Source organism: Halobacillus salinus (genome assembly GCF_004684905.1).
Taxonomy (GTDB): Bacteria; Bacillota; Bacilli; order Bacillales; family Halobacillaceae; genus Halobacillus; species Halobacillus salinus.
The window spans coordinates 42180-67061 of record NZ_SRJC01000001.1 but is presented as its reverse complement, the minus strand read 5'-3'; the positions used below and the strand labels follow the sequence as shown (position 1 = coordinate 67061).

The following is a 24882-nucleotide window of genomic DNA, read 5'->3' as shown; positions in this document are numbered from 1 at the left end:
GGACAGGCACTTTGTCCCACACTCCTTCATAGGAGAAAATCAGACTGAAGCGACAGCGACGGACGGTATGCAGTGCACTGAAGCCAAGCGGGACAAGGTGCCTGTCCCCTTTAATTTCTGAATTGTCGAACGATGTCAAGTCTAGTATTCTGGTAATATTTTCACTATTATTTTACATAAGGAAGCATCTTTCGGAGGGAGAATATCTGACTATGAATGAAGATTGGTTGGCGATCCAACAACAGGTGAAGCAAGATTTTTTCGACTCTATATCGAAGTATGAGCTGGCAAGGATAGCTCAATTGTTCCAATTGAAAATACCGGGGTTCTCAAACCGCAAATTCCCGCAGGCACCGGAGCCTATACTCAAGAAGAAAGTGGTGAAGATGATCGATACCGTGACGGATCTCGAGATTTTTTTCAAAGAGTTCACGGGAGATAGTTATGACGAGTTGGAAGATGCGGATTATGCGACATTCCTGCTCGAGACGAACTTGAAAGAGGACATTTCCCCTACCAGGAAACTGATGCTCTTGGCGGTCCTTTTCCCCGATCATTACATGGGGGTCCGCGAGCAGGTGCTCGAGAACATACATAAGGAAGTGGAAGCCTTCCATGGCTTACAGGAGTATTCGTTGGAAGATTTGCTCGATGTCCATGTCGAGAAGCAGTCGGAAGCGTTCGACACATCACTCGAGGCGTTCCTCGAAGGTGTGGAGGATACGGTAGAGACGGAGCCAGGTACTCTCGAAGGGATTTTCGAAAGCGCATACGAGGATGTGCGGGAAGGGCGTGTCCTTCAGTTGCTGCAGCAGTATGACTTCGAGGATGAAGTCATTTCCGAGACGGCACGGGCGCGGCTTTATCAACTGGCGGTGACCGAGAGCCTCGCTATCGCACATGATCAGAAAGAACAGCAGTATGCCGAACTAAAGCAGGCGATGGACGAACAGGCGGCTGCTGTCACCAAGGAGAAGAAAGAATCGAAGCGCAAGGAAGCATTGAACGAGAAGCTGAAAGAGAAGGAAGAAGAAGCCGAGCGGTTGAAGCTGGAGCACGAAGCGGCGTATCAAGAAGTGACAGACGAGCTCTCCCGTCTCGACGGACAACTGGAAGAAGCGCGGGAGACGGTTCAGAAGCTGGAGTCGGAGCGTGATGACAGTTCATTCTCCGTCATCGACGAGGAGGACCCTTTCTTTTTCATCACGACGGGGGATCCAAAGGCGTTCGAGGCCTTCCTCCCCGCTTCCAAGTTGTCGAGCTACAACACGGACCTCACGTTCGCGGAGCAGTTCAAGTCGCTGCCGCAGTCGAAGCTCGCGATCATCGACTCGAACGGGCTTTCGTCGAAACACATATTGAAGATCCAATCCTTTTTGAACCGGAAAAAAGTGAGCTACAAGTTCGTCAGCGGCTCACCGGAGAGAATATTCCGTTCGATCATCTATTACCTGGAGGGCGATGCAAGCGATGAACAATAAATGGACACACCACGTGAAGAAACAGTTGAAAGACGGTGTATTCGTCGGCAGGCTGGCGACGAATACCGAAATTTGGAGTCATACTCCCCTGGGTTCGCCGGTCGAACTGAGCGAGCACAGCGACAAGCTCACCTTCTACATCAAATGCCTCTCCCCTCTGCCGGATGAGATCACGAGTCCGCTCGGGAGGATCCATCATTACCTGGCCGGGAACACCGTCAGTTTCCAGAACCGTCGCGTCTTGAATGACGCACTGGATTTCGACCGGATCCCGTATCCGGAACTGCAGGAGAAGGTCGAAGCGTTCCTCGAGGACAAGCTGGTCATCTTCAGTCTCGTCCTGAAAAACGACCGTCTGTATGTCGAGCTTCTGAAAATCGAGGACTCCGCCCCGGCCGATGGGTATTACGTCATTCCGGCGCCGGACCTCCGTTCGAGTGAAACGCATGCGGATCTCGAAGCGAAAATGACGACCGACAGACGTCCGATTTCACTGAAAAAGTATCCGAACCTGTTCGAGGCGCCGTCGATGATGGTATTCCAGGACCGGCTCTACAACGTCGATTTGAGCAGCAAGAGCAATTCGACGACATACTTCCAGGCAGAAGGCAAGGAGCCGGATTACGTCGACCTCGACCCGGACGACTTCATCGAGCTCGTCGATGTCGTGTACGACCACCACTTGTTCTTTTTCTCCAAAGAGAATTACCGGAAGATGCAGGAGAAACTCGAGAAAGGCAATGGACGCATCGAACCGGAACCCGCGGGGCAAAAAGCGGAGCCTGTGATGACGATGAAGCTCGAGCGCGAACCGGTACGGCAGGAGACGAAGGAACCCCTCCCCCTTTCCGATGAAGAGGAGACGGCGTTTCTCGGACGTTTGAAACAGATGGCGCGGCACGAGGAGAACATGATGTACCGGGATGAGGACCTGTATGCGTTCCATATGAGCGTGAAGACGAACCCGCTCACGATCCTCGGCGGAATGTCCGGGACGGGTAAATCGAGGCTCGCGCGGATCTACGGCAAGGCGCTCGGACTCGAGGAAGACAAGAACCTGTTGTTCCTCCCGATCTCCCCCGCTTATCAGGAGCCGCATGACCTGCTCGGATACTTCAACCCGGGGACGGAGCGGTTCCACGAGAGCGAGACGGGGCTCGTCAGCTTGTTGCAGCACGCCGAAGACCACCCGGAACAGCTCCATATGGTCATTTTCGATGAGATGAACCTCGCACAGGTCGAGCACTGGTTCAGCCCGTTCCTGTCGCTGCTCGAGGTCAAAGAGGAAAAAGGCCGGAAGTTGACGATCTTCAACAGCGAAGAGAAGACAGCATCCGGCGCATACCGTGCCGAGGTGAAGATCGGCGACAACCTGATCTTCATCGGAACCGTCAACTTCGACGAGACGACCAAGGCGTTCTCGGACCGGCTGCTCGACCGGACGAATATCATCAGTCCGAAGAAGCCGAGCTTCAAAGAGGCGGCCTCCTTTTACAAAAACCTCCGTACCGAACAGGTCGAGAGCCTCGCTTCGAAGCAGGTGTCGACAGCTTCTTTCCGTACCGAGTGGAAAGTGCCGGCCGAAGAGACCGGGCTCGATGCGCTGACCGAGTCGGAGCTGCATATCCTCGATGAGCTGCACCGCCTGATCAGCGGCAACGATCCGCAAAAAGGGGTCTCGTTCCGTGTAGCGCTCGCCATCAGCGAGTTCCTGCAGAACGTGCCGAAGGATGAAGACGGAAGCGACGTGATCGATCGCAGACGGTTGTTCGACTTGCAGATCGACCAGCGGATCCTGACGAAGATCAAAGGCATGGATACGTTCGCCCGCCCGCTCGTCGGCGAGATGATGAGTGCCGGCGGCGTGTCGGAATACGAAGACGGTGCGCTTGCGGATCTGTTCCGGTCGGATGAAGCCCAGCTCGCCTCCTCATTCGAGGCGTCGCTTCAGACCTTGGAGAATAAAGCAAAAGAGCTGATGATGTATGGCTTTACGAACTGAGCCAGTCGAGGTACGCGACCTCGGCGTGGAGATGACGCTCACTTCGGGGGAAGAGATCGTTCCGGTCACGAAGCTCGCCCGGACGAAAGAGGCGGGTGTGCTAGGCGAAACGACGGTTCCGATCTATGAGTATCAGCGTCTGAGCGTCCAAGTGCTCGGAGCGGACGCGGAGCTGCGTTTTCCGACAGTCGATGAGGAGGCGATATCTTTCTCGTTTTCCTACTCGGCACCTTACCAGAAAATCTATCCGACAGACGAGCTGAGTGCTTATCCTTGGTCGAACGGAGATTTCATCTATGAAGTGGAGATCGGTGGCGCCGTCTATTACGGAGCGATCCGCGTCATCCCCCACCATTTGAGTGAAGCACAGTTCTCCCAGATTGCGGACTTGATCGAAGGCGAACTGCCGGGGCTTACGGTCCATCACCACCGGCAGATGGCGCAACTCGGTGGCCCGCTGTCCGGCTTGAACCGGAGCCAGCAGGGCCTGCTCGAGTGGTTGGATGCGTCCCATTCGGAATTGGCGTCAGCGCTCGATTCGATCGAACGGGAAACGGATGCGAGCGTGAAGCGGCATTACCGGATCGAGCAGACGCCGAAGCGGCTCGACCGGCGCAGTCTCGAGTGGCAGCACTCCTCGAAAGGCGCGAGGCACGCCGGCAAATTCCTGAACAGGAAACACCATACCGACGTCGACACACCGGAGAACCAGTATGTAAAGTATCGGGTCAAGTCGCTGCTCACCTCCCTCGACCGGCTGATGCGCGACCTTTTTCAAGAGAAGGATCGGTTGGATGCGTTGGCGGGGCAGTATGCGGAGGAGATCCGGACCATTCAAGGCGATAACCTTGCACCTGCGAAATCGGTGACGACCCGTAATGATGTGATGACGCGGAACAGCGTGATCGGGAAAAAGGAGAACCGCAAAGTGCTACTCGAAAAGCGCGATGGTCTCCGGGAAGTGCTCGACCGGGTAGCGGTTTATCAGCGTCTGATCGAATCGAAGTTGAGGCGACCGTTCTGGCGCCAAGTGGACGAGGTGCATCCGCGGGTGCCGGCGCAGATGTCCGGCCGCGGGTATCTGTCGTTCCTGAAGTTGTGGAAGAATGTGGGGTCACGCGTGGAGCGTGGGCACTCGCGGGACAAGGTACCAGTGCTCCATCCGACGTCGAAGTTGTATGAGTATTATACGTTGTTGAAAATGATCCGATCATTCGCAGATCGCGGCTACGCGTTCAAGCAGGATTCGCTAGCCCGTCAGCTGAAGGACGGGCTCCTGTTCTCCGAGCTCCATGAAGGGACGGCGGTCGTGCTCGAGAAAGACGGGGCAGAGGTCCATCTCGTCTACGACCAGGAAGTCGAATACCGGTCGAAGGAAGCGATCGCGAATGGGAGCTACTTTTTCTCTAAATTCGCGAAACGCAAACCCGATATCCGGATCGATCATTACGATACGACCAGTGGCGAGCCGCTCTACCGGTCTTCTGTGATTATCGAGGTGAAGTACAGCCCGCTCCGCAACATCCATTCTGCGAGCGGGAGTACGAAGGCGGCCGAACAGATGAACGAATACATCGGCATCAAGTATTATTGCCCGTACCGGAACGATTACTTCAGCAGGATCCGGGAAGTGATCTGCGTCTATCCGGGCAAGGCGAACGAATCGGTCGTGCTGAATACGGAAGCGGGCAAGTTCGTCCAATTTTATCCGACGGATGACGATGTCGTCGGACAGAAGGAAATTGAAACGATTCTGGACCGGTGGTTGAAGGATCCGGTGTGAAGGAGGAAGCAAATATGAATATGGATACGTATCAAACCGTCTTCTCTGACTATGAACTGGAGGTCACGGAAAGCATCTCGGTGCACTTCTCTTTTATGAAGGGGCACCGGCTCGATGTGGGAGGCGATCCTAGAATGAGCGAGGCGGAATTGATGAAGTTGAACGAATATATCGCTGAGTACAAGGAGCGCAGACAGCACCGCGACCAGCTCGTGGAGGAAGTGCTCGACTATGCGCTCACTCTCGGCACATTGGACGAGGTCCGTGATCTGTTCGAGGGGATCGAGCGGATGGAAGGCGTTTCGCTCGATGACTTCTGCTTGAAGCTCGGGAAGATGGTTCCGCAGTTTGTGAAGCCGCAGCTGGAGCAGTTGAAGGCGGATGTGTGGGATAAATTGATGGTTGCGTATGAGGAGTAAAATGAGAAAAGACCGCTTGGATGGCGGTCTTTTTTTGTTGGCTCCGTCGACGTTTACTGTCGGTATTTAAATATTTAGGAAGGATTGCTATATTGGAGTTATCAATGCTGCCTAATGGGAGGAAATTCAGTTTGAACTTAGAAAAAATCGAAAGAATGATTTCCATACTTCTTTCTATTTGCATAGGAGCAATTCTCCTAGTAAATCTCATATACACTTTTTCAACACCGACGTTCATTTATTACCTCGGTGGAATGATGATCTTATTGTGCTTCAGTGAAGTTTTAGTCGCATATATGTTAAGAAAAGAGATAAAGTATTTTTTCGATTTTAATCGCTGTACTATTTTTATTAACCACAATAATATATTTCTAAAAAAAGAGACGCTGTGAGAGCGTCTCTTTTTTAGATTGAATCAACACTTAATTTTAACAGAGCCTCTTTGTTAAAGTTCGCGTCAGGCGACCCTGTTCACTTGTGTAGCTTCTTTCCGGACGATACCCATAAGACCCGCAGCAATCAAGAACAAAGCAGGCAGCACGCCGAACAGGCTGATGGCGATGACGAGGCCGACGCCCGATACGAGCATGAGCCAGCCGGCGAGTTTCGGCTTGAATTGGACGAGGATGCCGCCTGCGATTGCGATCATGCTGAAGAAGAAGGCGGTCTTGCCGAGTGCGCTGATTTCGGTTGCGCCGTTGAGCGATTCGTCGACGGCTCCGATGAAAAGGGCGAACGAGGCGGCTCCGAATCCGAATAGGCCTCCGAGGATGCCGAGTACCATTTCTGTTGTTCTGCTCATGTTGTTTCCACCTTTCGTTTGTTGTGACAAGCTCTACTTAAGCTTATGGTCGTAGGTGTACGTGCATTACATAAATTTGTCTTTAGGGGTGTGATGGTCATGAAAAATACGGATGTTGCGATCCGCAGTTCGGTGGTCGGGGCAGCTATAATGGTGCTCGTCTTCCTTTTCCAAACATGGGGTGCTCTCGAGGGGAATGTGGTGTCTGTCGGATTGATTTATGTGCTGACGTTCATCATGTACTTCATGTTGTACGCGCTGTTCTTTTTTGTTGTGGTCGTACCTTTGGACAGATGGTTGGCTGGACGGCTTGGGGTTTGGGCGCGGTTTGCGGTCTTACTTGGGATCGGGCTCGGGATTTGTGTAGTGAATTTGGTTGTCGGGATGCCTTATTTTGAGTGGATGGGGTTGGTTGAGAATGTCGGATTGTTGGTTTCGACGTGCGTGGCTGTGGTGAGTTATTACTTTTTTCTGTCGTGAAAAATGAAAAAAGCAACTCATTTGAGCTGCTTTTCTAGGAACCGTTCCGTGGCTCCAATGTGAGTTCTTCCTTCTTACCATCCCACTCCACGGTGACCGTGATCTCATCACCTTTTGACGTCGTCGAACATCCAGAACAAGAATCCTCTCCACCTTCCATCACGCCGTCATCGAGGGAAGCGTTGGTCCCACCTCCCGAACCTGACCCTGTGTCGTACTCGTAATCGATGGTTTCGGGTGGATCGCCTTCTCCGATGTAGGCGATGCGGAGGTTCGTTGATTCCGCGTTCTCGCCGTTCGGTTTCGCTTCGTATTCCACGGACCAGTTTTCACTTTTGTCCTGGAAGATGAGGATGTCTTCACTGGAGCAGGCGGCGAGCGTCAGCAGAAACAGGGCTAAACCGATGACCCATTTAATCTTCAAAGTACCCCTCCTATCGGTGAAAATGCCATTACTACATCATACCCTCTCTTCGGTCGGATGATGCTTCTGTGGGGACCGGGCCCTCGTCCCACTTTTAGGGACAGAGGCCCGGGCCCCATGAAGAGCCCTAGTTGTGCTCGATGACTTTTTCAAATGGGAAGCCGAAGTATGTATAGGTGATGTCGATGGTTTTGATCGGTTGGTCGTTTTCAATGCCGATTCCATAATAGGTTCCCGATTCTTCATCGGTGGGTGGAATCGTTTGAGCTTGCGTATCTTGGAACTGGTAATCTTGTGAACCTTGTGCGCGTTCATCCCAATCAGCGGGTCTCGGCATGCCTTTGGTGGTGCTTGTGACGAGACGTACTTCCTTCGGTATCTCTCCCCCGTTCACGGTGACGTCACGGATCGTGAAGCCGGCGAAGCCTTCATTCTCAATCGTTGCGATCATGATGGTCGGGTTCTCCCCATTGAAGATACGGCTATGGCTTTCGAGCGGCTTGTTGATGCTTAGGTAACTGTAGAAGATGAAGGCGACGGCTGCGACGGTGAGTGTGATCTTCATGAATGGATGTTTCAAGAACTTGATGTTGATCCGTTTGATGAGCAGTACCATGATAGCGATGGTGCCCAGCAGGATCAAAAAGCCTGTTATCGAGAACGTAGTTAACATGCGCTCCCTCCTTTTCTTCCTATATTACGGACGAGAGGGGCATGTGGTTTCATGGGGACAGGGAGTTTGTCCCCATATACAAGGAGGGCGTGCTTTCGCGCTTGCTTTTCTTGTTCATCTCTGGGACGAGGGCCCGGACCCTGTGAGTATCTCCTGCAGGTACAAGGCTGTGTCACGGGCTCCATTCTCTTGTTGAAGTCGGCTTCCGAGCTGGTCCGCTTTTTGTTGGATGGCGGGTGTGAGCATTTGCCTAATGCCGTGTTCGAGCTTGTCTGTGGTCAACTTTTCTTTCGGTATCGGGGACGGTCCGACGCCGAGTTCTTCAGTGCGCTTGCCCCATGCGAATTGGTCGTTGCCGTGGGGGATGACGAGACCTGGTACGCCGGACCGGAATGTTGCAGCTGTAGTGCCGGCGCCACCGTGATGTACGACTCCTGCGAGTTTCGGAAACAGCCAGGTGTGGGGGATGCTATCAGTGAAGAAGATATCATCTGAATGGGACACGCTCTCCCTCTCCTCATTCCATCCTGTCGCAAGGATGCCGCGCTGTCCCGTGCGGCGCAGGGCTTCGATCATCATTTCAGTGGTCTCAATGGCTTGGTCATCGTACGTACTTCCGAAACCAATGTAGACAGGCTGCTTCCCATTTTCCAAGAATGCCTGTAACGGTTGCGGTGGCTGCCAGTTCGTAAGGTCTTCATCGAGGAACCAGTACCCGAAGCTCGCGGACTCATCATCCGCTTGCGGAAATACGTGTTGACTGACCGACGTGACCATCGGATAGTCGCGCTTCGAATAGGGGCTCTTGAAACCGGCGGGCTCTTGTCCGAACCGTTGCTTCCAATATGTGCGGATTGGCGTCTTGACCGTCATCCAGAACCCTTTTTCAAACCATTTGTTTGTCAGTCGGTTGAGGGTTTTCCCGAATTGCATCTTGTAGAAAATGAGGGACGGATACTCTTCGGTTTCTCCCATTGGGAACGGAGACGCGAGGATCGCCGGAATGCCCTTCTCTTTTCCGATGAAATGACCGATTGCTGCACCAGGATGGTACAGGATGGCGTCGGCACGCTCGCATGCCGCAAACAGATCCGCTTGCATCGTCACTTGTTTCTCAGCAAGCAACGGCTTCATCTTCCGGAAACTCGTGAAAAATTGGACCGGGTTCTTGGACTTGATGGACAGCTTCGCCATCTCCTTCGTGATCGCTGAGATGTCCCCTTGAATCGGTGAAAAGCCCAATCCATGCTGGTCGACCAGTTCCCGGTAGTTCTCGAAGGCGGTGATAGTCACTTCATGACCGAGCGTCTTCAATTCTTTTCCCAATGCGATAAACGGCTGGGTGTCACCTCTTGAACCGGTGGTGAGAATGGTAATGTTCATCGAGCGCATCTCCTTTAATAATTAGTTTGTCTAACTTACTTCTTAACAAAACATCCTTCGATCAGATGTTTTCTTTCCGGTAAAATCCTTGGACCAGCTTCTCCAATGTCGCTTCGAATTGCTGCTTTTCCTCATTGGACAGAGACTGACTGATGAATGTGACGTACTGCTTTAATGCCTGATTCTCCAACTGGATGAATCCTTCGCTCGGCTCGGTCAGCGTCACATGATAAATACGCTTGTCATGGGACGATTGGTTTTTCTCTGCGTAACCGAGCGTTACGAGTTTGTTGATCGCTGCTGTTGCGGATGCTTTGGAAATGTTCAGTTGGGTCGCCACTTCACTGACAGTCGGTGAACCTAAGCGTCCGATAGTTTCGATATATTGGATCTGATTGACACTGAGGTTGGAGACGCCGGCTGACTCCATCGTTTCCTGCACCAGCTTCTTGAACGACGCATCCAGTGTTCCGATGAATTCCCGTAGTATATTCTCCATCTTTCTCCCCCCTCTCCTTTTGAAAAGGTTAGTTTAGCTAACTAATTATAAAACCAACTTTCAGAAAATGTCAATGACAAAAGCCCCGCACTGTCTTTTTTTGCAGTGCGGGGCTTTGGTGGGACGTGGGCCATGGCCTATAACTTCACAACGGTACGTCCTCTCGTTTGTGCTTGGAGGATCTGACCGAGTGTTTGTGGGAGTTCGTCCAGTGTGATTTCTTCGGTCATTTCTTCTAGTACGGTTTCTGGCTTCAGGTCAGAGGCAAGGCGTTCCCATAGCTTCAGGCGTTGTTCCTGCGGGTGGTAGACCGAGTCGATGCCGAGCAGATTGACGCTGCGCAGGATGAACGGGAATACGGTCGTCGGAACTTTGACGCCGGCGGTCAGTCCGCTGACGGCGACGTTGCCTCCGTATTGGGTGTTACTCAAGATGGCGGCTAGCGTTTCGCCTCCGACGGGATCGACGGCGCCGGCCCATTTTTGCTTGGAAAGCGGGCGGATTTTTTCCGGCGTGACGTCTTCGCGGGATACGATTTCGGACGCTCCTAGCTTCTTCAGGTAGTCGTGTTCGGTTTCTTTTCCTGTGCTGGCGGTGACGTGATAGCCTTTTTTCGCAAGCATCGCAGTTGCCATGCTACCGACACCACCAGTTGCGCCGGAGACGAGGACTGTTCCTTGGGATGGCTCCTGTCCGTTCTGCTCCATTTTGTCGATGGAAAGTGCGGCGGTGAATCCGGCGGTTCCGAATGTCATCGCTTCTTTCATTGTCAGGTTCTCTGGTAGCGGGACGATCCAGTCGCCTGGGACGCGGGCGTATTCGCTGTAGCCGCCGTAGTGGCTGACGCCGAGCTCGTAGCTTGTGACGATGACTTTGTCGCCTTCGTTGTAGCGGTCGTCTTCCGATTGTACGACTTCGCCGGCAAGGTCGATGCCGGGTACGAACGGGTACTCTTTGACGATGTTGCCGTTCGGGATCGACGCGAGGCCGTCTTTATAGTTGACGCTGGAGTAATGGACTTTGATTGTCACGTCGCCTTCTGGCAGGTCATCGAAGTTGAGCGTCTGTACGCTCGCTTCAACGTCCTCCCCTTTTTTATCAACGACGAGTGCTTGGAATGTTTCTGGTAGATTCATATTGGAACACCCTTTCTAATGGATTCTGATTGTAGGATACTAAAATTATACTGACTGGTCAAAATATTTCTATCGGGATTCATTTTTTGTATAATGGAAGCGTTAGGAGAGATTCGTTATGGCAGGAAAAGCAGAAGAACGGAAGCAACAGTTGATCAAAGCGGCGTTCGAAGCCGCTACCGATAAAGGATACGAGCATGTCACCTTGCAGGATATAGCAGACTACGCCGAGGTGAGCAAGGGCGTGCCGAACTACTACTTCAAGAATAAAGGCGACGTGTTCGCGCACCTGTTCGAATGGCTGACGCAGCGTATTTTTGAAAACGAACGTGCGGCGATGGATCAGGTGGATACGGCTCCGGAGAAATTGGAGGCGTATCTCGGGCAAGTGTTTATCAGCCCTGAGGAGAACCGGACGTTTTACCAGCTGTACCTTGATTTTTTGGCGAGGGTGAAGCAGGATCCGGCGTATCAAGAGATCAATGCGCAGTTCTATGAGCATTGTTTCTCGATAGGCCGTGAGATTGTCGAGTTAGGCGCTCAGGAAGGCGTGTTTCACGTGGAGGATGTGGAGCAGTCGGCGGTGATGATTCGCGCCATCATTGACGGGTCGTTGCTGCAATGGTTGATGAGGCAGGATGAATCGTTGCATGACTGGTACCGCAAGTCTTGTCATGGAGCGATTCTGAGGTTGCTTGGGGCGCGATGAGTTGGGGACAGGGAGTTTGTCCCACTTTTGCTGGGACGAGGGCCCGGGCCCCAAAGCAGAATGCTACCTCCTCGGGGTTGCGGCATGCTATAGTACGGGTGATATCGTTTCGAATCAAGGAGGAATGAAAGATGGATAAAGCAGCGAAGAAGGCTGAGATTCTGGAGGCAGCGCAGTTCAGACACGCGACGAAGAAGTTCGACCCGGAGAAAGTCATTCCGGAAGAGGACTTCGGATTTCTTTTGGAAGTCGGTCGTTTGTCGCCGAGTTCATTCGGTACGGAGCCTTGGCGTTTTGTCGTAGTTGAGAGCGATCGTCTGCGTGAGAAGATCAAAAACACGGCATGGGGCGCTTATGGCAAGCTTCCGGATGCGAGCCATTTTGTCATTTACCTGGCGCGCACACGTAAGGATACCCAATACAATTCTGAATATATGAAAGACCATTTCTTGAATGTGAAAGGCATGCCAGAGGATTTTGCGGAGAAATTCCTGAGCCGTGTCGAGGAGTTCCAGAGAGAGGACTTCAACTTGCTTGATGGCGACCGTCCACTCCTGGACTGGGCGAGCAAGCAGACGTACATCCCGCTTGCGAACATGATGCATGCGGCGGCAGAGATCGGCATCGATTCCTGCCCGATTGAAGGGTTCCCGATGGATGAGATGAATGCACTTCTTGAGGAAGAAGGGCTTCTGGAAGACGGAAGCTTCGGCATTTCTGTCATGTGTGCGTTCGGTTACCGCGTGGAGGATCCGCAGCCGAAGTCTCGCCGTTCGGTGGATGACTTGGTGAAGTGGATTTAAGATTGTTATCTAGGTGACGTTTTGATGAGGTTGTAAGGTGAGAATGGCAGAGAGATGTGGTCTCTCTGCCATTTTTGTGTCTTGTGGTTGTGAAAAGGGAAGAGAGAAGCGTTTTCTCTTCCCTTTTCCACCGGCCTGTGCCTGGAAATGTCAAAGAGCGAGCTTCTATTGGACGATTTGAGCCCCTTCGCTCGTCAAAAAGGTAGAAGCGTGATGGGGACAGGGACACTGTCCCATCACGCGCCCCCATCCCACAAAAAAAGACCGCCACAAAAGGCGGTCTTTCTCTAACTGGGACAAAGTCCCTGTCCCCAAACAATCACCCAAACTCTTTCTCAAGCGAAGCAAGGATGTCATCCAAGGAGTTTCCGATGCTGGATTCGACGGCGGCGAGGTAGCTGCCTTCGACGATCGGATAGGATACGAGACGTACACTTTCAGACTCGGCGACTTCGATCGCCATTTCGGCGTTCATTTTCGCGCTGCCGAGGTCGTAGAAGACGAGTGCGCCGTCGTCGCCGGATGCGGCTTCTTCGACGGCGGCTTGGATCTTGTCGAAGTGGGTGCCGATGCTTCCGTCTTCATCGCCGCCTGCGGTGACGATGGAGACCTGGCCGACGACTTGCTTCAATAGTTCCTCTAGCCCCTCTACCAATTTAGGACTGTGCGATACGAGTACGATGTTGACCATTCGATCACGCTCCTTTCCCAATGACGTCCGCTAGTTCGGCGAATAAATAATAGGAAGAAACGGCGCCTGGGTCGAGGTTGCCTTGGGAGCGTTCTTTGAAGTAGGACGCGCGTCCCTTGGTGGCGGTCATATCTTCCGTGTTCTGCATCGCGTCTTCGGCGGTCTTCTTCAGACGTTCGGCGTCGAATTCTCCTTCACGAAGCATGTCGAGTACCGGAGACCAGACGTCGACCATCGTTTTCTCGCCTTCTTCCGATTTACCGCGCTGTTTGATGCCGCCGAGGGCCGCTTCGACCATTTCAGCGAACACACCGGCATCGACCTCTTTCCCTTTGCAAGCCATCGACATTTTCAGGAAGGCTGTGCCGTAGAGCGGGCCGGATGCGCCGCCGACTTTCGACATGACGGTCGTCGCTGTTTTCTTCAAGACAGTGGATACGTCGTCAAAATCGTCATCGAGAGAATCTGCGACTTGTTGGAAGCCGCGGGCCATGTTGATGCCGTGGTCTCCGTCTCCGATGGCGCGGTCGAGCTGGGATAGGTAGTCTTTCTGTTCACTCAGTTTGTCGTTGTAGTTTTTCAACCATTGAATCGTTTCTTCGACTCCGATCAACATTTCGGGATTCCTCCTTTATTTTTTGAATGCCGGCGCACTGGACGGGGCGTCGAGCAGTTCTTTCAATTCGTCATCCAACTTCAGCAACGTGAGTGAGCACCCAGCCATTTCAAGGGATGTCATGAAGTTGCCGACTGTCGTATCGTAGACCTTCACCCCTTTTTCAGCTAAAAGGGATTGGACTTTGCGGTTGAAGACATTGAGTTCCATCTCGGGAGTTGCACCCATGCCGTTGACCATGACGGCGATCTCGTCCGAATCAGCGAGATCCATTTCAGGAAGCAGACGTTCAAGGAGTTCGGTCGCGATCTCATCTGCGGTCATGTGCTTGCGTTTCTCGATGCCCGCTTCCCCGTGGATGCCGATACCGAGTTCGATTTCATCGTCTGCGAGTTCGAAGCCTGGTTCGCCAGAGGTCGGCATGATGCACGGACTGAGCGCAACGCCCATCGTGCGGGTGTTGTCGATGACTTTCTGGGCGGTCTGCTGGACGTCTTCGAGCGACGCACCGGCTTCCGCTTTCGCACCGGCGATCTTATGGACGAAAATAGTTCCAGCTACACCGCGGCGGCTCTCCGGGTCGTCGACGGCGATGTCGTCACGGACGATGACTTGCGCCGTCTTGATATCTTCTGATTCGGCGAGCTCTGCCGCCATGTCGAAGTTCATGACGTCACCGGAATAGTTCTTGATGACAAGCAGAACGCCTTGGCCGGAATCGGTCGCTTTGATCGCTTCGAAGACCTGGTCAGGCGTCGGGGAAGTGAACACTTCGCCTGATACGGCGCCGTCAAGCATGCCTTTGCCGATGTAGCCGGCGTGGGCTGGTTCGTGGCCGCTTCCGCCTCCGCTGATGAGGGCGACTTTGCCTTCGACGGGTGCGTCTTTACGGACGAGGACGGTCGTATCTTCCAGGCGGCGGACGTCGTCAGGGCTTCCTGCGACGATACCGTCCAGCATTTCGTCGATGATCTGTTCCGGGTCGTTGATCAGTTTTTTCATCGTGATTCCTCCTTTTGATGGTAGAAGAGGACAGGTGCATTAGACCTGTCCTCTTGGAAAATGGGACGAGGTGCCTGTCCCCTATTTGAATTTGCGTGTTGCTTCGACGGCTTTTTGCCAGCCTTTGTAGAGGTCTTGGCGTTTTTCGTCGGACATTTCGGATTCGAAAACGCGTTCGTCTTCTGCTTGTTGTTTGATTTCTTCTTTGCTGTCCCAGTAACCGACTGCAAGGCCTGCTAGGAACGCAGCGCCGAGTGCCGTCGTTTCTTGGACGACTGGGCGTTCGACTGGAACATCCAAGATGTCGCTTTGGAACTGCATCAAGAAGTTGTTCTTAACGGCTCCTCCATCGACGCGGAGTGCTTTTAAGTCGATGCCGGAGTCGGCGATCATTGCATCAAGCACGTCTTTTGTCTGGTAGGCAAGGGATTCGAGTGTCGCACGGACGAAGTGTTCTTTCGTCGTTCCGCGTGTCAGACCGAACATCGCACCGCGTGCGTCGCTGTCCCAATACGGGGTACCGAGGCCGACGAATGCTGGAACCATATAGACACCGTCTGTCGAGTCGACTGCTGTCGCAAGTCCCTCTGTTTCCGGTGCGTTATCAACCATCTTCAGACCGTCACGCAGCCACTGGATCGCAGAACCTGCGACGAAGATGCTTCCTTCAAGGGCATATTCGACTTTTCCATCAAGCCCCCAAGCAAGCGTCGTAAGTAGACCGTGCTCGGATTTGACGCCTTCTTCGCCTGTGTTCATCAGCATGAAGCAGCCTGTGCCGTATGTGTTCTTGGCCATCCCTTTTTCAAAACAAGCTTGACCGAACAGCGCAGCTTGCTGGTCTCCGGCGATTCCGGCAATCGGCACTTCCTGACCGAAGAAGTGATAGTCGACTGTATTCGCGTACACTTCTGAAGACGGTTTCACTTCCGGCAACATTGATTTCGGTACGTCTAGGATTTCAAGGAGCTCATCATCCCACTTCAAGTCGTAGATGTTGTACATCAACGTACGGGATGCGTTCGAATAGTCGGTGATGTGCGCTTTTCCACCAGACAACTTGTGGACGAGCCACGTGTCGATCGTTCCGAACAAGAGGTCGCCGTTCTCCGCTTTCTCGCGGGCACCTTCGACATTGTCCAGAAGCCATTTCACTTTCGTTCCGGAGAAGTAAGGGTCGAGAAGTAGACCTGTTTTGTCACGGAAAAGGTCGTTGTGACCCTGCTCGCGAAGTTCGTTACAGATCTCCTGCGTCTGACGGGACTGCCATACCAACGCGTGGTAGATCGGCTTGCCAGTGTTCTTGTCCCACACGACAGCGGTTTCACGTTGGTTCGTAATTCCTATACCCTCAATCTGGCTCGGTTCAACATCCGCTTTTCTCAGAACTTCTGCCATACAAGCGAGGACGGATGTCCAGATTTCGTTGGCATCGTGCTCGACCCAGCCTGGTTTCGGGAAGAATTGTTCGAATTCCTTCTGTGCCGTCTCGACGATTTTCCCTTCTTTATTGAAAAGGATCGCCCGTGAACTTGTTGTCCCCTGGTCAATGGATAAGATATAAGTCGTTGTCATACTCCTTCACTCCTTTGTTAGATTAAACAGCTTGTTCCTGGTCTGCGTCTTCTGTTCTCGCTTTTTTCAATTCGGCTTGGACCGCTCCGACGATGATGACCACCATGATGATGGAGAAGATCCAGAACCCTGCAGATAAGTCCTGCATGAAGATGGCGCGGTAGAACAATGCGCCGTAAACGCCTCCAATAATCGGTCCGACTACTGGAATCCAAGAGTAACCCCAGTCAGAACCGCCTTTGCCTGGAATCGGCAGTAGGAAGTGAGCAATACGCGGCCCGAGGTCACGCGCCGGGTTAATCGCATATCCGGTCGCACCACCCAAGGACATACCGATCGCGACAATCAATAGACCGACGATCAACGGATTCAATCCTTCTGTGAAGTCGTTCGCTCCGATGAACAATAGGCCCATCAATAGTACGAACGTTCCGATGATTTCACTAAGCAAGTTGGAAAATGGACTGCGGACAGCCGGGTCTGTTGCGAATACCGCAAGTTTCGCGCCTTTGTCCTTCGTTTTGCTCCAGTGTGGTAAGTAGTTCAAGAATACGATGGCTCCCCCGATGATGGCCCCGATCATTTGAGCGCTGATATACAGCGGCACTTTGGACCATGGGAATTCACCGATCGCTGCGAACCCAAGCGTTACTGCCGGGTTGATATGTGCTCCTGTGAAACTTCCGACGGCGTAAACCCCCATCGTTACAGCAAGTCCCCAGGCGATCGTTATGACGACCCAGCCTGCTCCTTCCGCTTTGGAATTCTTCAATACTACGCCTCCGACAACACCGCCACCAAAAATAATCAAAATCATGGTACCGATCAGTTCCGCTACAAATTCTGTCATCTTGTTGTCATCCCCTTACATATTTTTCAAGTCCGTGACGACAAAAAGACTCACATCTTTGAGCATACCTTTCGCGGGTACGCTTTCCCTGATGTGAGTCTCCATGTCTCCGACACAATTCTTAACTTGTACTGTAACTTTACACCCATCTGAAAGCGTTGTCAATTATTTTCTGACGATTTATGGGGACAGGCACCTTGTCCCTTATTCAACTTTCGGGCATTTTCATGTGCGAAATTGTTGGGAAATGTTGTAGCAACAAGAGTTTGTCGCTTTCTCGCGTTTATGTGTTTACATCTGTCGACATTACATTTTCCCCTAAAAGATTCGTTGTACTAAGCGATCTTATAGAATGGCTTAACGGGGGTCACTTTCTGAAAATCTCCGGATTGTCTAACCGGATCGTGTCGACTTCCCCACACTTCAAGCAGAATGTATATATTTTTTGTGCGCCGCGAAACGACCCCTTACTCGGTTTGACCGGCATATAATCTGTCGCTTCCGTGAATTCTTTGCCACCGCAATTCTTGCATGATTTCTCTTCCACCCTTCATCCCTCCTAATGAATTAGGATACGGTTCACTAGGCGAAGGGTTTCAGTTTACTAGAAAAGGGGACAGTTTCCCTGTCCCCTCGACTTATCCGATCCACAAAATGACGATCAACAAAACCGTAAAGCCTGCCCATAAAAAGTGGTGATAATACGCTTTAGAAGCCTTGTCCGTGTTGTACTCTTCCACACCGCGAAGCATCGTTTTCGCAAGCAGGATGAACGCAACCGGAATGATGCGGGTCGTCTTCGTCTCAAAATATAAGAAGCCAATAAGAATCGCAGCAAACGCTAGAACCGTAAGGCCGCTGTCGATCGATTGATAGATCCTCGGCCGGTCTTTGCTGACACGCTTCGGCTTGATTCCCAACTGCCGCTTTATATACATTTCACTTATAAGAAACGTAATCACAGCTAAACCAGCTGTTATTAACAAAGGCAAATCCATGATGTCACTCCTCTCCGTCTCTATCATTCTAACAGAGGGGACCGGGCATTCGTCCCACTTTCTAAGAAAAAATCGGGACGAATGCCCGGTCCCCAAAGTTGAACGCCCCACCTAATAAGGGTACAATTAAATTGCACACAACCTAACAAGAGGAGTGATTACAATGACGACCGTTTACGATTTCACAGTGGATAAGACGAACGGGGATCAGCAGTCCTTAGCTGATTACAAAGGAAAAGCACTCATCATCGTCAATACAGCAAGCAAATGCGGCTTGAAAGGCCAGTTCCAGGAGCTGCAGGATTTATATGAGAAGTATAAAGACGAGGGCCTCGAGATCCTCGGCTTTCCAAGCAGCCAGTTCAACAACCAGGAGTTCGAAGACATCGACCAGACGACAGAGTTCTGCCAATTGAATTACGGCGTCTCCTTCCCGATGTTCGCGAAAATCGACGTCAACGGAGCTAAAGAAGACCCTCTATTCACGCACTTGAAGGCGAAAAAGAAAGGTCTGCTTGCGAGCGATATCAAATGGAACTTCACCAAATTCCTGATCGACCGGGAAGGTAACGTCATCAAACGCTACGCCCCGACCACCAACCCGAACAAAATGGAGAAAGACTTGAAACAGGTGTTGTAGGGGACAGGGCATCTGTCCCAGCCCTCCTTCTCGCTTAGCGGGACGAGGTGCCTGTCCCCAACGTCCCTTGATCCAAGTTCCGTAGGTCATTGGTGTAGAGGATGGCGTTTTTAGGTTGGAGGGCTACTTGGTCTTGGGTGAAGGCGTATTTTTCTGACGGGATTTTTTTGAAGAAGCCGTTGTGATGCTTCTTCTCCATCTTTTTGACGGCTGCCTTCATTTCTTCGTACTCAAATTGGAATAAGACGTATCCCGGTGCTTGGAGCACTTGGTTAGGGAGAGCTTCTTCCAACGGTTTTCGTTCTTCCTTATCCATTTCTGGGAGGCACGCGAACGTGATGGTATCGATCTCGACATCTTCCACGTTATCGATGATGTCGTTTATGTGTTCATCCACTTCATCGGTATCGTAATCCTTCTCCGTCAAAACTAATACTGCATAGCCATGTGTTGGTCCCGGTGCCCTGTCCTTATTCGGAAGACTGTAGCCAGGATTCAACGATCGCACCGCTTCTATATTTTGATGAATATACCAGTAGCGATGAACGAACGTCCCCATAAAAGCAGTAAAGATTGCAAACAAAGAAAGGCAAAGAATTATGATGATCATGGTAATAGAGTCACCGGCGACGATCGACAATAGCACTTGCCCTAGTACATACCCGACACCTGATGCTTTCACGATTAACTGATTGCTTCCTCCCCACAGATGACGCTTATTCGGATCATAATACGAGCCTTCGAATAGGTAGCGTATATTGGTTTTCCACATTGCAACGAGCAACAAGACGAATAAGACGAGTCCCGCGATGAAATAGCCGATATGTGTCGCGCCGATATGCAGATAAATCAGCTTCTGCGTGACGAGAAAATAAATATACGTCAAAGCGAATCCAGAAACACCCACATAGAGGTGGTGCAGTTTCTCCAGTCGATAAGGCGCGATGAACTGCAGAATCCCCCATATCAGCACTAGGAAAGCCGGCACAACCGCGGCATAGAAATATTCATTCGAAAAAGGAACCGCAAGAAGTGGAAGCATCCCGAACAACCCCAATTGAATTACAACAATCCCGAATACGAACTGCCGGTTGAAACTGGGCCCGAGCAACCGTAAATACGTATGAGTCTTCTCTGAAATCTCCTGGTCGTTTCTCATAAGAATACTCCCTCCTTTTGGGGACAGGGACCTTGTCCCACTCTCTTATCTAATCGTATCTACCGGACGCCGGGACAAGGTCCCTGTCCCCTAGTACCCGATTTCCGTCAGGACGTAGATGGTGATGACGTGGATGATGGCGAAGGTGAAGATGACGAGGGCGAAGAGGAATTTGCGCAGCATCCAGTGGAATTTATAAAGTTTATCGTACAGGTAGTAGCCGGCCCCGAAGAGGAGGACGATGATGATATTGTAGGCTTTCTTTCCGGCGCTGCCTGGCTTGTAGAAGGTGATCTTCTCATAGAAGTTCATCATATGGCTGCCGATCAGCAGGATGATCGAGCCGAAGACCAGCTGGGTGGCTAGAATGGATACTGCTGTGTAAACGAGAAATTCTTTCATGATGGCTGGCTCCTTTCGTGTCAGGCCTCTTGTGTCTGTAATTCGACGAAGTCTTGTATGCCTTGCAAAATGGTGTCCCATTCTTCATAGTCTGCTAGATAGAAATGGGCTGGTCGGTCCTGTTCTTCCTGGTGCTCAGAGATCCAGATGCCCCGGTGCGACGGTAGGAAAAAGAGGATGTTCTCAGCGAAAGATTGATCTCCGCGCGAGTCGATGCTGAAATTGGTAATGTTGAACAGCGTCCAGTCGAAGCGTTTCAAGTCCTCTGTGAACAGCTCGAAGCTGTGCTCTTCCGACTCTGTAAACGGCGTTTTCCGCTGTATTTTCTCCACTTTTTTCGGATCACGGAGACGATCGAAATCACGGTAGGTGAGATCGAATGTCTGCTCGCCTGCGTAGGATTCGTACTCGATGCCGTAAAAATCACGGATCGTAGCTTTGATTTCGGACGATTCCAGGAGGGCGAACTCATGGACGATATCCCGGTCGATGAGGTGGAACAGCCACTGGTCGCCTTCGTAATGGTGCAGCATGAGCACCGACTGCATCGGCAGGTTGGAGCAGCGGATCATACGCTCGGAGTGGACGTATTTGTCGATGAAGGACCGGACCTCTTCGTTCAAAGGGTTCTCGTCGTTTTTCTCCTTCTCGGAATCCCACATCCTCTTCATGATCAGCTGGTGGCTCATCGCCTCCATAATCGCGATCCATTCGCGTTCGGTCTTCTTCCCGAAGGACTCATCCATCATCCCCCTCGCCGTTTTTGGATGATCGGATACCGCCATCATCAAGGCGAGTTCTTCTGTCGTACAGGTAAGTAAATGCTCCATCTGTTATGACCTCTTTTCGTAGTTTAATAGAAAATGAACTTCAATGTGCCGTACGTAGCATAATAGACAATCACTCCGACGATACTCAGTGCGATCAAAGCTAGCAGATGGGCCGCTTTTCTCACTAACCAATTCGAAAACTCCTGCTCTGCCTTCCGGTAGCTGTAGATGGCAAACCCTGCAAAGCCATACATGAACAGGTTCTGCCCTTTCTCTAAGAAGTTGCTAGGTTCGGGGTAAATGCCCCATTCGTTATATTCGATGATGACCGAGCCAAGTAAGACGGTTACAAGGCTTGTGGCTACTTGAATGCCAATCGCTGCGAGGACTACATATCGAATGGCCTCCACTATAAAATACTGATCCATGACAAGCCCCCCTACTCCTAGGCAACTGTGTGACGAATACCCTGAATTAATAGATAATCCATAAAGAAATCCCCTCTTTATTTCCTATCAGTTTCATTTAGTACCAAATTTCAAAAATTCATCCATCACCCTCTAAAGCAAATGTTTCAACATACTATGATAGATGACCTGATAAAGAATCACAGAAACGATCGTTTGAATAACTAAAGCAGAAAACATATAAAGTTTTCTTTTAAACCAACTATACTTACGCAAAACTTCATCCAGGTAATATCCGCTTCCGATCGTCCCTATCAAAAAAACATTCGTCGTTTTTTGAAACAGGTTCAAAGGAGGGTCGAATATCCCCCATTCGAAGTATTCTTTCATCACTCTGCCTAATAATAAGATCAATAACCCATACACGATCTGGGTTCCTAGAGTGTACATCAAGAGGATGTTAAGCCAATATGCGATATCATAAACCCCCATCACCAGTCCTCTTACTCTTAACACTAGAAAATCTATTATTCTCCAAAGGACTTCACCACTTTTCTATGAACTTGAGCACAAACTGTGGCTGGATAATTAATAAAAAATGAACTTCAACGTTCCATACACCCCGTAGTAGACAATCAAAGAAACGGCACTAATCACGACCAGACCAACGATATGGAACAGTTTTTTCGCAAACCAATTATTAAAGTTCTCCTCCGCCTGGTCATAAGTGTACAAGGCGAAGCCGTGGAAAACTTTCATGATGAAGTTCTGGGTTTTGTCAAATATGTTTTCCGGTTCTTCATAAATTCCCCACTTGAAATAGTCGATGATGGTAAAACCCATCAACGCGTTCAAAAGGCTGCTTGCCACTTGGGTGAGGAAGAAGAACACTATTACGTAGCGTGTGCTTTCAATTATAAGGTACATAGTGATACTCCTATTTTCAGACTGTTAGTTGAACCAACCAGCTACCGCCTTTAGTGCGTCTTCCCCTCTTTCAGCAAGGTCTTTCGCTCCTGATACGGTAGCATCAACTGCTTTATCAAGCGCTTTTCCGCCGATATCTTTCACTTTCCCTCCGAATTTGGAGGCTGCCAAACCGCCGGCTAACCCGCCGATTGCTCCACCGACGACGACGCCTATAGGGCCACCGACACTTCCGATTGTTGCGCCGACTTGGGTTCCGGCACTGATTGCACCAATATCAACTGCCACGCCTGTAAGGGCTCTTCCTGTTTTGTTGGCGATTGATTTCCCATCATTTGCGGGATCTGAAAATTCCCCGAGGTTGGAGACGACCGTAATACCATTCCCTATGATTGGAATTCTTTTGCTGGCTTTAACGAACCCTTTTGCATTTAGTGCTTCCTTCGGAAAATCTTTCACGCTTCGGGTCATTTGTTTTCTGATGCTTTGGTATGTCTTATCACCTGTCGTCGTGTGCATGTTCTTCGGGAAGCCCGCCATGTTTTTGTAAAATTGGGATGGCGTATCGTATGTCTGCATATATTTCTGGAATCCTCGTGCCACTGGGTTTTTGTACGGATCACTTTCCATCACATTCTTCAAGAAACTCGCTACTTTCGAACTGTGCTTGGTCCTACTCGTCCACTTGTCGTCCATCTTGAGAGTGAATTTGTAATCCTTTCTTATCTTCTGCCAGAGTGTCGGTTTTTGATTAGGTGAATAGCGCCTGCCTTTCATCGGTGAATAGTTCACACCGATCTTCCTCGTCAAAACAAGGGCGCCGAAGGTTTTAGCGGATTGGTAGGCGGCTAACGTAAGGTCTCCCGCTCCCATTTTCTCTTTCACATAATCGAACGGCGTCGTTAACATCTCTCCCCATGATCCGGCCTGTTTACTGAAAAGTGCTGACTTCAGCGGCTGATAACTCTCCATTCCCCGAAGCTGCCCCGAAGAATACTCTTCAAGTGCAAGCTCTCCACTTGTGAGCATTCCCTTTCCTTCCTCAATATACCTTCTCATCATCTGCACGTCATGCTCCACACTATCTAGTTCTTTCGTTTGAGTCGTGTCGAATTCATGCAGATCCTCGACAGTTTCATTGAGCTTCTCCTCCGTACGCATCATATGTCGGTGGAAAAGGTCGTCCCGTACCGGGGTTACCGTGACGATGTCGGCTACCTTCGAGAGGGTATCGTTCACTTCGTCGACGAGCGTCGTCGTGCGCTCTTTTGCATCCGCAAGGCTATTGGTCACTTCCGTTTCGAGGAAGTCCTCACGGATGAATCCGTCGGTGTTGGATTCGAGTTTTTGTGCCGCTTGTTTCAGCGAGTCGAGCTTTCGGTCGTAGTTGATCATGACGTGCTTGTAGTACTCCAACAGGGGGAGATGGAAGTCGCGATAAAAGTTGCGCATCGCTTCGCCTCCGTGCCCCTCGAATTGATCAAGATTCGCGAATTGCTCGATCGTCTGCGTCAGCTGTTCAAGTTGCGATTCCTGTTGTTCGATCTGCCCGACTAACTTGTCGATGCCTCCGTGCAAGGCTGTTCCGTCGTACGTTTTCATCTGTCTCCCCCTTTCATCTTTTCATTTGCCCGGACAATTGTACGTCCTGTGCTTCCAGACCTTGGACGGACGTTTTAACCGCCTGGTTGTTCATGCGGAGTATTTCCTTATATGCTTCTCCGATCTCCTTAAGCTCCTGGTTGATGCGCTCGAGCTGGTCTGCTACTTCGAGGACATTGTCTCCTTTCAACTGTTGCAGCATCTGGGTGTCGAACGATTCGGAAGACTGCTCGATCTGGTTGATGGACGATTCGACATCCTGATAGCGGACGCGGATCTCTTTACTCATTTACGCTCCCTCCTCCTCTTCTTCCATACGTCTGCGTTCTGCGGCGATCTGGTGCCCCAAGTAGCCGAGTTGTTGTCGGATCTGACCGATTTTCTGCTCCACTTCATCCTGCGCCCGGTTCATCTGGGTTTTTGAAATGTCCCGGTACGCATCCGTCATGTCTTCGCGGGAGCCGTTGAATTCGTTCGCACGGGCGCCGTGCCATGTATTCGGCGAAAGCTCCGGCTCTCCTACGCGGCTCTGCTGCTGGATCAGTTCGTCTTGGAGATTGGCGAGTTCGCGCTGACAGTCTTGAAGCTCCGCCAATTCCCGTTCTTTCTGGTAGCGATCCTGTTTCAATATAGACAATAATAAAGACAT

Annotated in this window: 30 protein-coding genes; 8 read left to right on the top strand and 22 right to left on the bottom strand. The window is 51.1% G+C overall.

Annotated elements, in window-relative coordinates; all coding sequences use genetic code 11:
• Nucleotides 1-212 precede the first annotated feature (212 nt).
• From E4663_RS00335 to E4663_RS00320, 4 genes are read left to right on the top strand one after another with little or no spacing between them, the layout of a single operon-like run.
• Nucleotides 213-1481: a hypothetical protein gene (locus E4663_RS00335; RefSeq protein ID WP_135326221.1), complete on the top strand. Its 1269-nt coding sequence runs from the start codon at nucleotides 213-215 to the stop codon at nucleotides 1479-1481.
• A complete protein-coding gene (locus E4663_RS00330) occupies nucleotides 1471-3483 on the top strand; it encodes an McrB family protein (RefSeq protein WP_158290368.1) in 2013 nt (670 codons plus the stop codon). The genes E4663_RS00335 and E4663_RS00330 overlap by 11 nt, the downstream gene beginning before the upstream one ends.
• The gene (locus E4663_RS00325) at nucleotides 3467-5266 is read left to right on the top strand and encodes a DUF2357 domain-containing protein (protein ID WP_135326219.1); all 1800 of its coding nucleotides are present in this window, start codon (nucleotides 3467-3469) and stop codon (nucleotides 5264-5266) included. The genes E4663_RS00330 and E4663_RS00325 overlap by 17 nt, the downstream gene beginning before the upstream one ends.
• Nucleotides 5267-5280: 14 nt before the next feature.
• On the top strand, nucleotides 5281-5685 hold the full coding sequence (locus E4663_RS00320) for a hypothetical protein (protein WP_135326218.1): 405 nt from the start codon (nucleotides 5281-5283) through the stop codon (nucleotides 5683-5685).
• Nucleotides 5686-6142: 457 nt separating this feature from the next.
• On the opposite strand, the gene E4663_RS00315 is transcribed toward E4663_RS00320, so the two are convergent.
• The gene (locus E4663_RS00315; protein WP_135326217.1) at nucleotides 6143-6487 is read right to left on the bottom strand and encodes a hypothetical protein; all 345 of its coding nucleotides are present in this window, start codon (nucleotides 6485-6487) and stop codon (nucleotides 6143-6145) included.
• Nucleotides 6488-6586: 99 nt separating this feature from the next.
• On the opposite strand from E4663_RS00315, the gene E4663_RS00310 reads away from it, so the two are divergent.
• Complete coding sequence (locus tag E4663_RS00310; RefSeq protein ID WP_135326216.1) at nucleotides 6587-6967, top strand: hypothetical protein; 381 nt, start codon at nucleotides 6587-6589, stop codon at nucleotides 6965-6967.
• Between the two features lie 34 nt (nucleotides 6968-7001).
• Here the strand turns inward: E4663_RS00310 and E4663_RS00305 are convergent, their stop codons facing one another.
• From E4663_RS00305 to E4663_RS00285, 5 genes are all read right to left on the bottom strand, one after another.
• The gene (locus tag E4663_RS00305) at nucleotides 7002-7391 is read right to left on the bottom strand and encodes a hypothetical protein (RefSeq protein WP_135326215.1); all 390 of its coding nucleotides are present in this window, start codon (nucleotides 7389-7391) and stop codon (nucleotides 7002-7004) included.
• Nucleotides 7392-7518: 127 nt separating this feature from the next.
• Nucleotides 7519-8064: a hypothetical protein gene (locus E4663_RS00300; RefSeq protein ID WP_135326214.1), complete on the bottom strand. Its 546-nt coding sequence runs from the start codon at nucleotides 8062-8064 to the stop codon at nucleotides 7519-7521.
• A gap of 114 nt (nucleotides 8065-8178) precedes the next feature.
• Entirely contained in the window at nucleotides 8179-9447 is a 1269-nt protein-coding gene (locus E4663_RS00295) for a glycosyltransferase (protein ID WP_158290367.1), read from the bottom strand.
• A gap of 61 nt (nucleotides 9448-9508) precedes the next feature.
• On the bottom strand, nucleotides 9509-9946 hold the full coding sequence (locus E4663_RS00290; protein WP_135326212.1) for a MarR family winged helix-turn-helix transcriptional regulator: 438 nt from the start codon (nucleotides 9944-9946) through the stop codon (nucleotides 9509-9511).
• 137 nt (nucleotides 9947-10083) lie between these two features.
• Nucleotides 10084-11082: an NADPH:quinone oxidoreductase family protein gene (locus E4663_RS00285; RefSeq protein ID WP_135326211.1), complete on the bottom strand. Its 999-nt coding sequence runs from the start codon at nucleotides 11080-11082 to the stop codon at nucleotides 10084-10086.
• Between the two features lie 118 nt (nucleotides 11083-11200).
• Here E4663_RS00285 and E4663_RS00280 point away from each other — a divergent pair, with 118 nt between their 5' ends.
• Together E4663_RS00280 and E4663_RS00275 are read left to right on the top strand one after the other, a co-directional pair.
• Nucleotides 11201-11791: a TetR/AcrR family transcriptional regulator gene (locus E4663_RS00280; RefSeq protein WP_135326210.1), complete on the top strand. Its 591-nt coding sequence runs from the start codon at nucleotides 11201-11203 to the stop codon at nucleotides 11789-11791.
• Between the two features lie 131 nt (nucleotides 11792-11922).
• Nucleotides 11923-12594, top strand: a complete 672-nt coding sequence (locus E4663_RS00275; RefSeq protein WP_135326209.1) for an NAD(P)H-dependent oxidoreductase — start codon at nucleotides 11923-11925, stop codon at nucleotides 12592-12594.
• Nucleotides 12595-12913: 319 nt separating this feature from the next.
• Here E4663_RS00275 and dhaM read toward each other — a convergent pair whose 3' ends face one another.
• The 7 genes from dhaM to E4663_RS00240 form a co-directional block, all read right to left on the bottom strand.
• The gene (dhaM, locus tag E4663_RS00270) at nucleotides 12914-13285 is read right to left on the bottom strand and encodes a dihydroxyacetone kinase phosphoryl donor subunit DhaM (protein WP_135326208.1); all 372 of its coding nucleotides are present in this window, start codon (nucleotides 13283-13285) and stop codon (nucleotides 12914-12916) included.
• A 4-nt stretch (nucleotides 13286-13289) separates the two neighbouring features.
• Complete coding sequence (dhaL, locus tag E4663_RS00265; RefSeq protein WP_135326207.1) at nucleotides 13290-13901, bottom strand: dihydroxyacetone kinase subunit DhaL; 612 nt, start codon at nucleotides 13899-13901, stop codon at nucleotides 13290-13292.
• 15 nt (nucleotides 13902-13916) lie between these two features.
• Nucleotides 13917-14903 (bottom strand): dihydroxyacetone kinase subunit DhaK, encoded by a 987-nt coding sequence (gene dhaK / locus E4663_RS00260; protein WP_135326206.1) that lies wholly within the window; start codon nucleotides 14901-14903, stop codon nucleotides 13917-13919.
• 81 nt (nucleotides 14904-14984) lie between these two features.
• The gene (gene glpK / locus E4663_RS00255; RefSeq protein WP_135326205.1) at nucleotides 14985-16478 is read right to left on the bottom strand and encodes a glycerol kinase GlpK; all 1494 of its coding nucleotides are present in this window, start codon (nucleotides 16476-16478) and stop codon (nucleotides 14985-14987) included.
• A 22-nt stretch (nucleotides 16479-16500) separates the two neighbouring features.
• The gene (locus tag E4663_RS00250) at nucleotides 16501-17328 is read right to left on the bottom strand and encodes an MIP/aquaporin family protein (RefSeq protein WP_135326204.1); all 828 of its coding nucleotides are present in this window, start codon (nucleotides 17326-17328) and stop codon (nucleotides 16501-16503) included.
• A gap of 367 nt (nucleotides 17329-17695) precedes the next feature.
• Nucleotides 17696-17875, bottom strand: coding sequence for a hypothetical protein (locus E4663_RS00245; protein ID WP_135326203.1), 180 nt, complete (start codon nucleotides 17873-17875; stop codon nucleotides 17696-17698).
• Nucleotides 17876-17966: 91 nt separating this feature from the next.
• Complete coding sequence (locus tag E4663_RS00240; RefSeq protein ID WP_158290366.1) at nucleotides 17967-18326, bottom strand: DUF4181 domain-containing protein; 360 nt, start codon at nucleotides 18324-18326, stop codon at nucleotides 17967-17969.
• Between the two features lie 163 nt (nucleotides 18327-18489).
• Between E4663_RS00240 and E4663_RS00235 the strand changes: the two genes are divergently transcribed.
• Entirely contained in the window at nucleotides 18490-18966 is a 477-nt protein-coding gene (locus tag E4663_RS00235) for a glutathione peroxidase (RefSeq protein WP_135326201.1), read from the top strand.
• A gap of 34 nt (nucleotides 18967-19000) precedes the next feature.
• On the opposite strand, the gene E4663_RS00230 is transcribed toward E4663_RS00235, so the two are convergent.
• The 9 genes from E4663_RS00230 to E4663_RS00190 form a co-directional block, all read right to left on the bottom strand.
• Nucleotides 19001-20125 carry a hypothetical protein gene (locus E4663_RS00230; RefSeq protein WP_135326200.1) on the bottom strand — a complete coding sequence of 375 codons (1125 nt, stop codon included), beginning with the start codon at nucleotides 20123-20125 and terminating at the stop codon, nucleotides 19001-19003.
• Nucleotides 20126-20215: 90 nt separating this feature from the next.
• Nucleotides 20216-20527 (bottom strand): hypothetical protein, encoded by a 312-nt coding sequence (locus E4663_RS00225; protein ID WP_135326199.1) that lies wholly within the window; start codon nucleotides 20525-20527, stop codon nucleotides 20216-20218.
• 20 nt (nucleotides 20528-20547) lie between these two features.
• A complete protein-coding gene (locus E4663_RS00220; RefSeq protein WP_135326198.1) occupies nucleotides 20548-21357 on the bottom strand; it encodes a hypothetical protein in 810 nt (269 codons plus the stop codon).
• A 23-nt stretch (nucleotides 21358-21380) separates the two neighbouring features.
• Complete coding sequence (locus tag E4663_RS00215; RefSeq protein ID WP_135326197.1) at nucleotides 21381-21725, bottom strand: hypothetical protein; 345 nt, start codon at nucleotides 21723-21725, stop codon at nucleotides 21381-21383.
• Nucleotides 21726-21857: 132 nt separating this feature from the next.
• On the bottom strand, nucleotides 21858-22196 hold the full coding sequence (locus tag E4663_RS00210) for a hypothetical protein (RefSeq protein WP_135326196.1): 339 nt from the start codon (nucleotides 22194-22196) through the stop codon (nucleotides 21858-21860).
• Nucleotides 22197-22292: 96 nt separating this feature from the next.
• Nucleotides 22293-22631 carry a hypothetical protein gene (locus E4663_RS00205; protein ID WP_135326195.1) on the bottom strand — a complete coding sequence of 113 codons (339 nt, stop codon included), beginning with the start codon at nucleotides 22629-22631 and terminating at the stop codon, nucleotides 22293-22295.
• Between the two features lie 24 nt (nucleotides 22632-22655).
• Nucleotides 22656-24233, bottom strand: coding sequence for an LXG domain-containing protein (locus tag E4663_RS00200; RefSeq protein ID WP_135326194.1), 1578 nt, complete (start codon nucleotides 24231-24233; stop codon nucleotides 22656-22658).
• A gap of 13 nt (nucleotides 24234-24246) precedes the next feature.
• Nucleotides 24247-24522 carry a DUF5344 family protein gene (locus tag E4663_RS00195; RefSeq protein ID WP_135326193.1) on the bottom strand — a complete coding sequence of 92 codons (276 nt, stop codon included), beginning with the start codon at nucleotides 24520-24522 and terminating at the stop codon, nucleotides 24247-24249.
• Nucleotides 24523-24882 (bottom strand): YwqH-like family protein, encoded by a 360-nt coding sequence (locus tag E4663_RS00190; RefSeq protein WP_135326192.1) that lies wholly within the window; start codon nucleotides 24880-24882, stop codon nucleotides 24523-24525.

Coding starts and splice junctions, on each gene's coding strand:
- E4663_RS00335 (WP_135326221.1), top strand. CDS start 213: ATGAATGAAGATTGGTTGGCGATCCAACAACAGGTGAAGCAAGATTTT.
- E4663_RS00330 (WP_158290368.1), top strand. CDS start 1,471: ATGAACAATAAATGGACACACCACGTGAAGAAACAGTTGAAAGACGGT.
- E4663_RS00325 (WP_135326219.1), top strand. CDS start 3,467: ATGGCTTTACGAACTGAGCCAGTCGAGGTACGCGACCTCGGCGTGGAG.
- E4663_RS00320 (WP_135326218.1), top strand. CDS start 5,281: ATGAATATGGATACGTATCAAACCGTCTTCTCTGACTATGAACTGGAG.
- E4663_RS00315 (WP_135326217.1), bottom strand. CDS start 6,487: ATGAGCAGAACAACAGAAATGGTACTCGGCATCCTCGGAGGCCTATTC.
- E4663_RS00310 (WP_135326216.1), top strand. CDS start 6,587: ATGAAAAATACGGATGTTGCGATCCGCAGTTCGGTGGTCGGGGCAGCT.
- E4663_RS00300 (WP_135326214.1), bottom strand. CDS start 8,064: ATGTTAACTACGTTCTCGATAACAGGCTTTTTGATCCTGCTGGGCACC.
- E4663_RS00295 (WP_158290367.1), bottom strand. CDS start 9,447: ATGAACATTACCATTCTCACCACCGGTTCAAGAGGTGACACCCAGCCG.
- E4663_RS00290 (WP_135326212.1), bottom strand. CDS start 9,946: ATGGAGAATATACTACGGGAATTCATCGGAACACTGGATGCGTCGTTC.
- E4663_RS00285 (WP_135326211.1), bottom strand. CDS start 11,082: ATGAATCTACCAGAAACATTCCAAGCACTCGTCGTTGATAAAAAAGGG.
- E4663_RS00280 (WP_135326210.1), top strand. CDS start 11,201: ATGGCAGGAAAAGCAGAAGAACGGAAGCAACAGTTGATCAAAGCGGCG.
- E4663_RS00275 (WP_135326209.1), top strand. CDS start 11,923: ATGGATAAAGCAGCGAAGAAGGCTGAGATTCTGGAGGCAGCGCAGTTC.
- dhaM (WP_135326208.1), bottom strand. CDS start 13,285: ATGGTCAACATCGTACTCGTATCGCACAGTCCTAAATTGGTAGAGGGG.
- dhaL (WP_135326207.1), bottom strand. CDS start 13,901: ATGTTGATCGGAGTCGAAGAAACGATTCAATGGTTGAAAAACTACAAC.
- dhaK (WP_135326206.1), bottom strand. CDS start 14,903: ATGAAAAAACTGATCAACGACCCGGAACAGATCATCGACGAAATGCTG.
- glpK (WP_135326205.1), bottom strand. CDS start 16,478: ATGACAACGACTTATATCTTATCCATTGACCAGGGGACAACAAGTTCA.
- E4663_RS00250 (WP_135326204.1), bottom strand. CDS start 17,328: ATGACAGAATTTGTAGCGGAACTGATCGGTACCATGATTTTGATTATT.
- E4663_RS00240 (WP_158290366.1), bottom strand. CDS start 18,326: ATGGATTTGCCTTTGTTAATAACAGCTGGTTTAGCTGTGATTACGTTT.
- E4663_RS00235 (WP_135326201.1), top strand. CDS start 18,490: ATGACGACCGTTTACGATTTCACAGTGGATAAGACGAACGGGGATCAG.
- E4663_RS00230 (WP_135326200.1), bottom strand. CDS start 20,125: ATGAGAAACGACCAGGAGATTTCAGAGAAGACTCATACGTATTTACGG.
- E4663_RS00225 (WP_135326199.1), bottom strand. CDS start 20,527: ATGAAAGAATTTCTCGTTTACACAGCAGTATCCATTCTAGCCACCCAG.
- E4663_RS00220 (WP_135326198.1), bottom strand. CDS start 21,357: ATGGAGCATTTACTTACCTGTACGACAGAAGAACTCGCCTTGATGATG.
- E4663_RS00215 (WP_135326197.1), bottom strand. CDS start 21,725: ATGGATCAGTATTTTATAGTGGAGGCCATTCGATATGTAGTCCTCGCA.
- E4663_RS00210 (WP_135326196.1), bottom strand. CDS start 22,196: ATGGGGGTTTATGATATCGCATATTGGCTTAACATCCTCTTGATGTAC.
- E4663_RS00205 (WP_135326195.1), bottom strand. CDS start 22,631: ATGTACCTTATAATTGAAAGCACACGCTACGTAATAGTGTTCTTCTTC.
- E4663_RS00200 (WP_135326194.1), bottom strand. CDS start 24,233: ATGAAAACGTACGACGGAACAGCCTTGCACGGAGGCATCGACAAGTTA.
- E4663_RS00195 (WP_135326193.1), bottom strand. CDS start 24,522: ATGAGTAAAGAGATCCGCGTCCGCTATCAGGATGTCGAATCGTCCATC.
- E4663_RS00190 (WP_135326192.1), bottom strand. CDS start 24,882: ATGTCTTTATTATTGTCTATATTGAAACAGGATCGCTACCAGAAAGAA.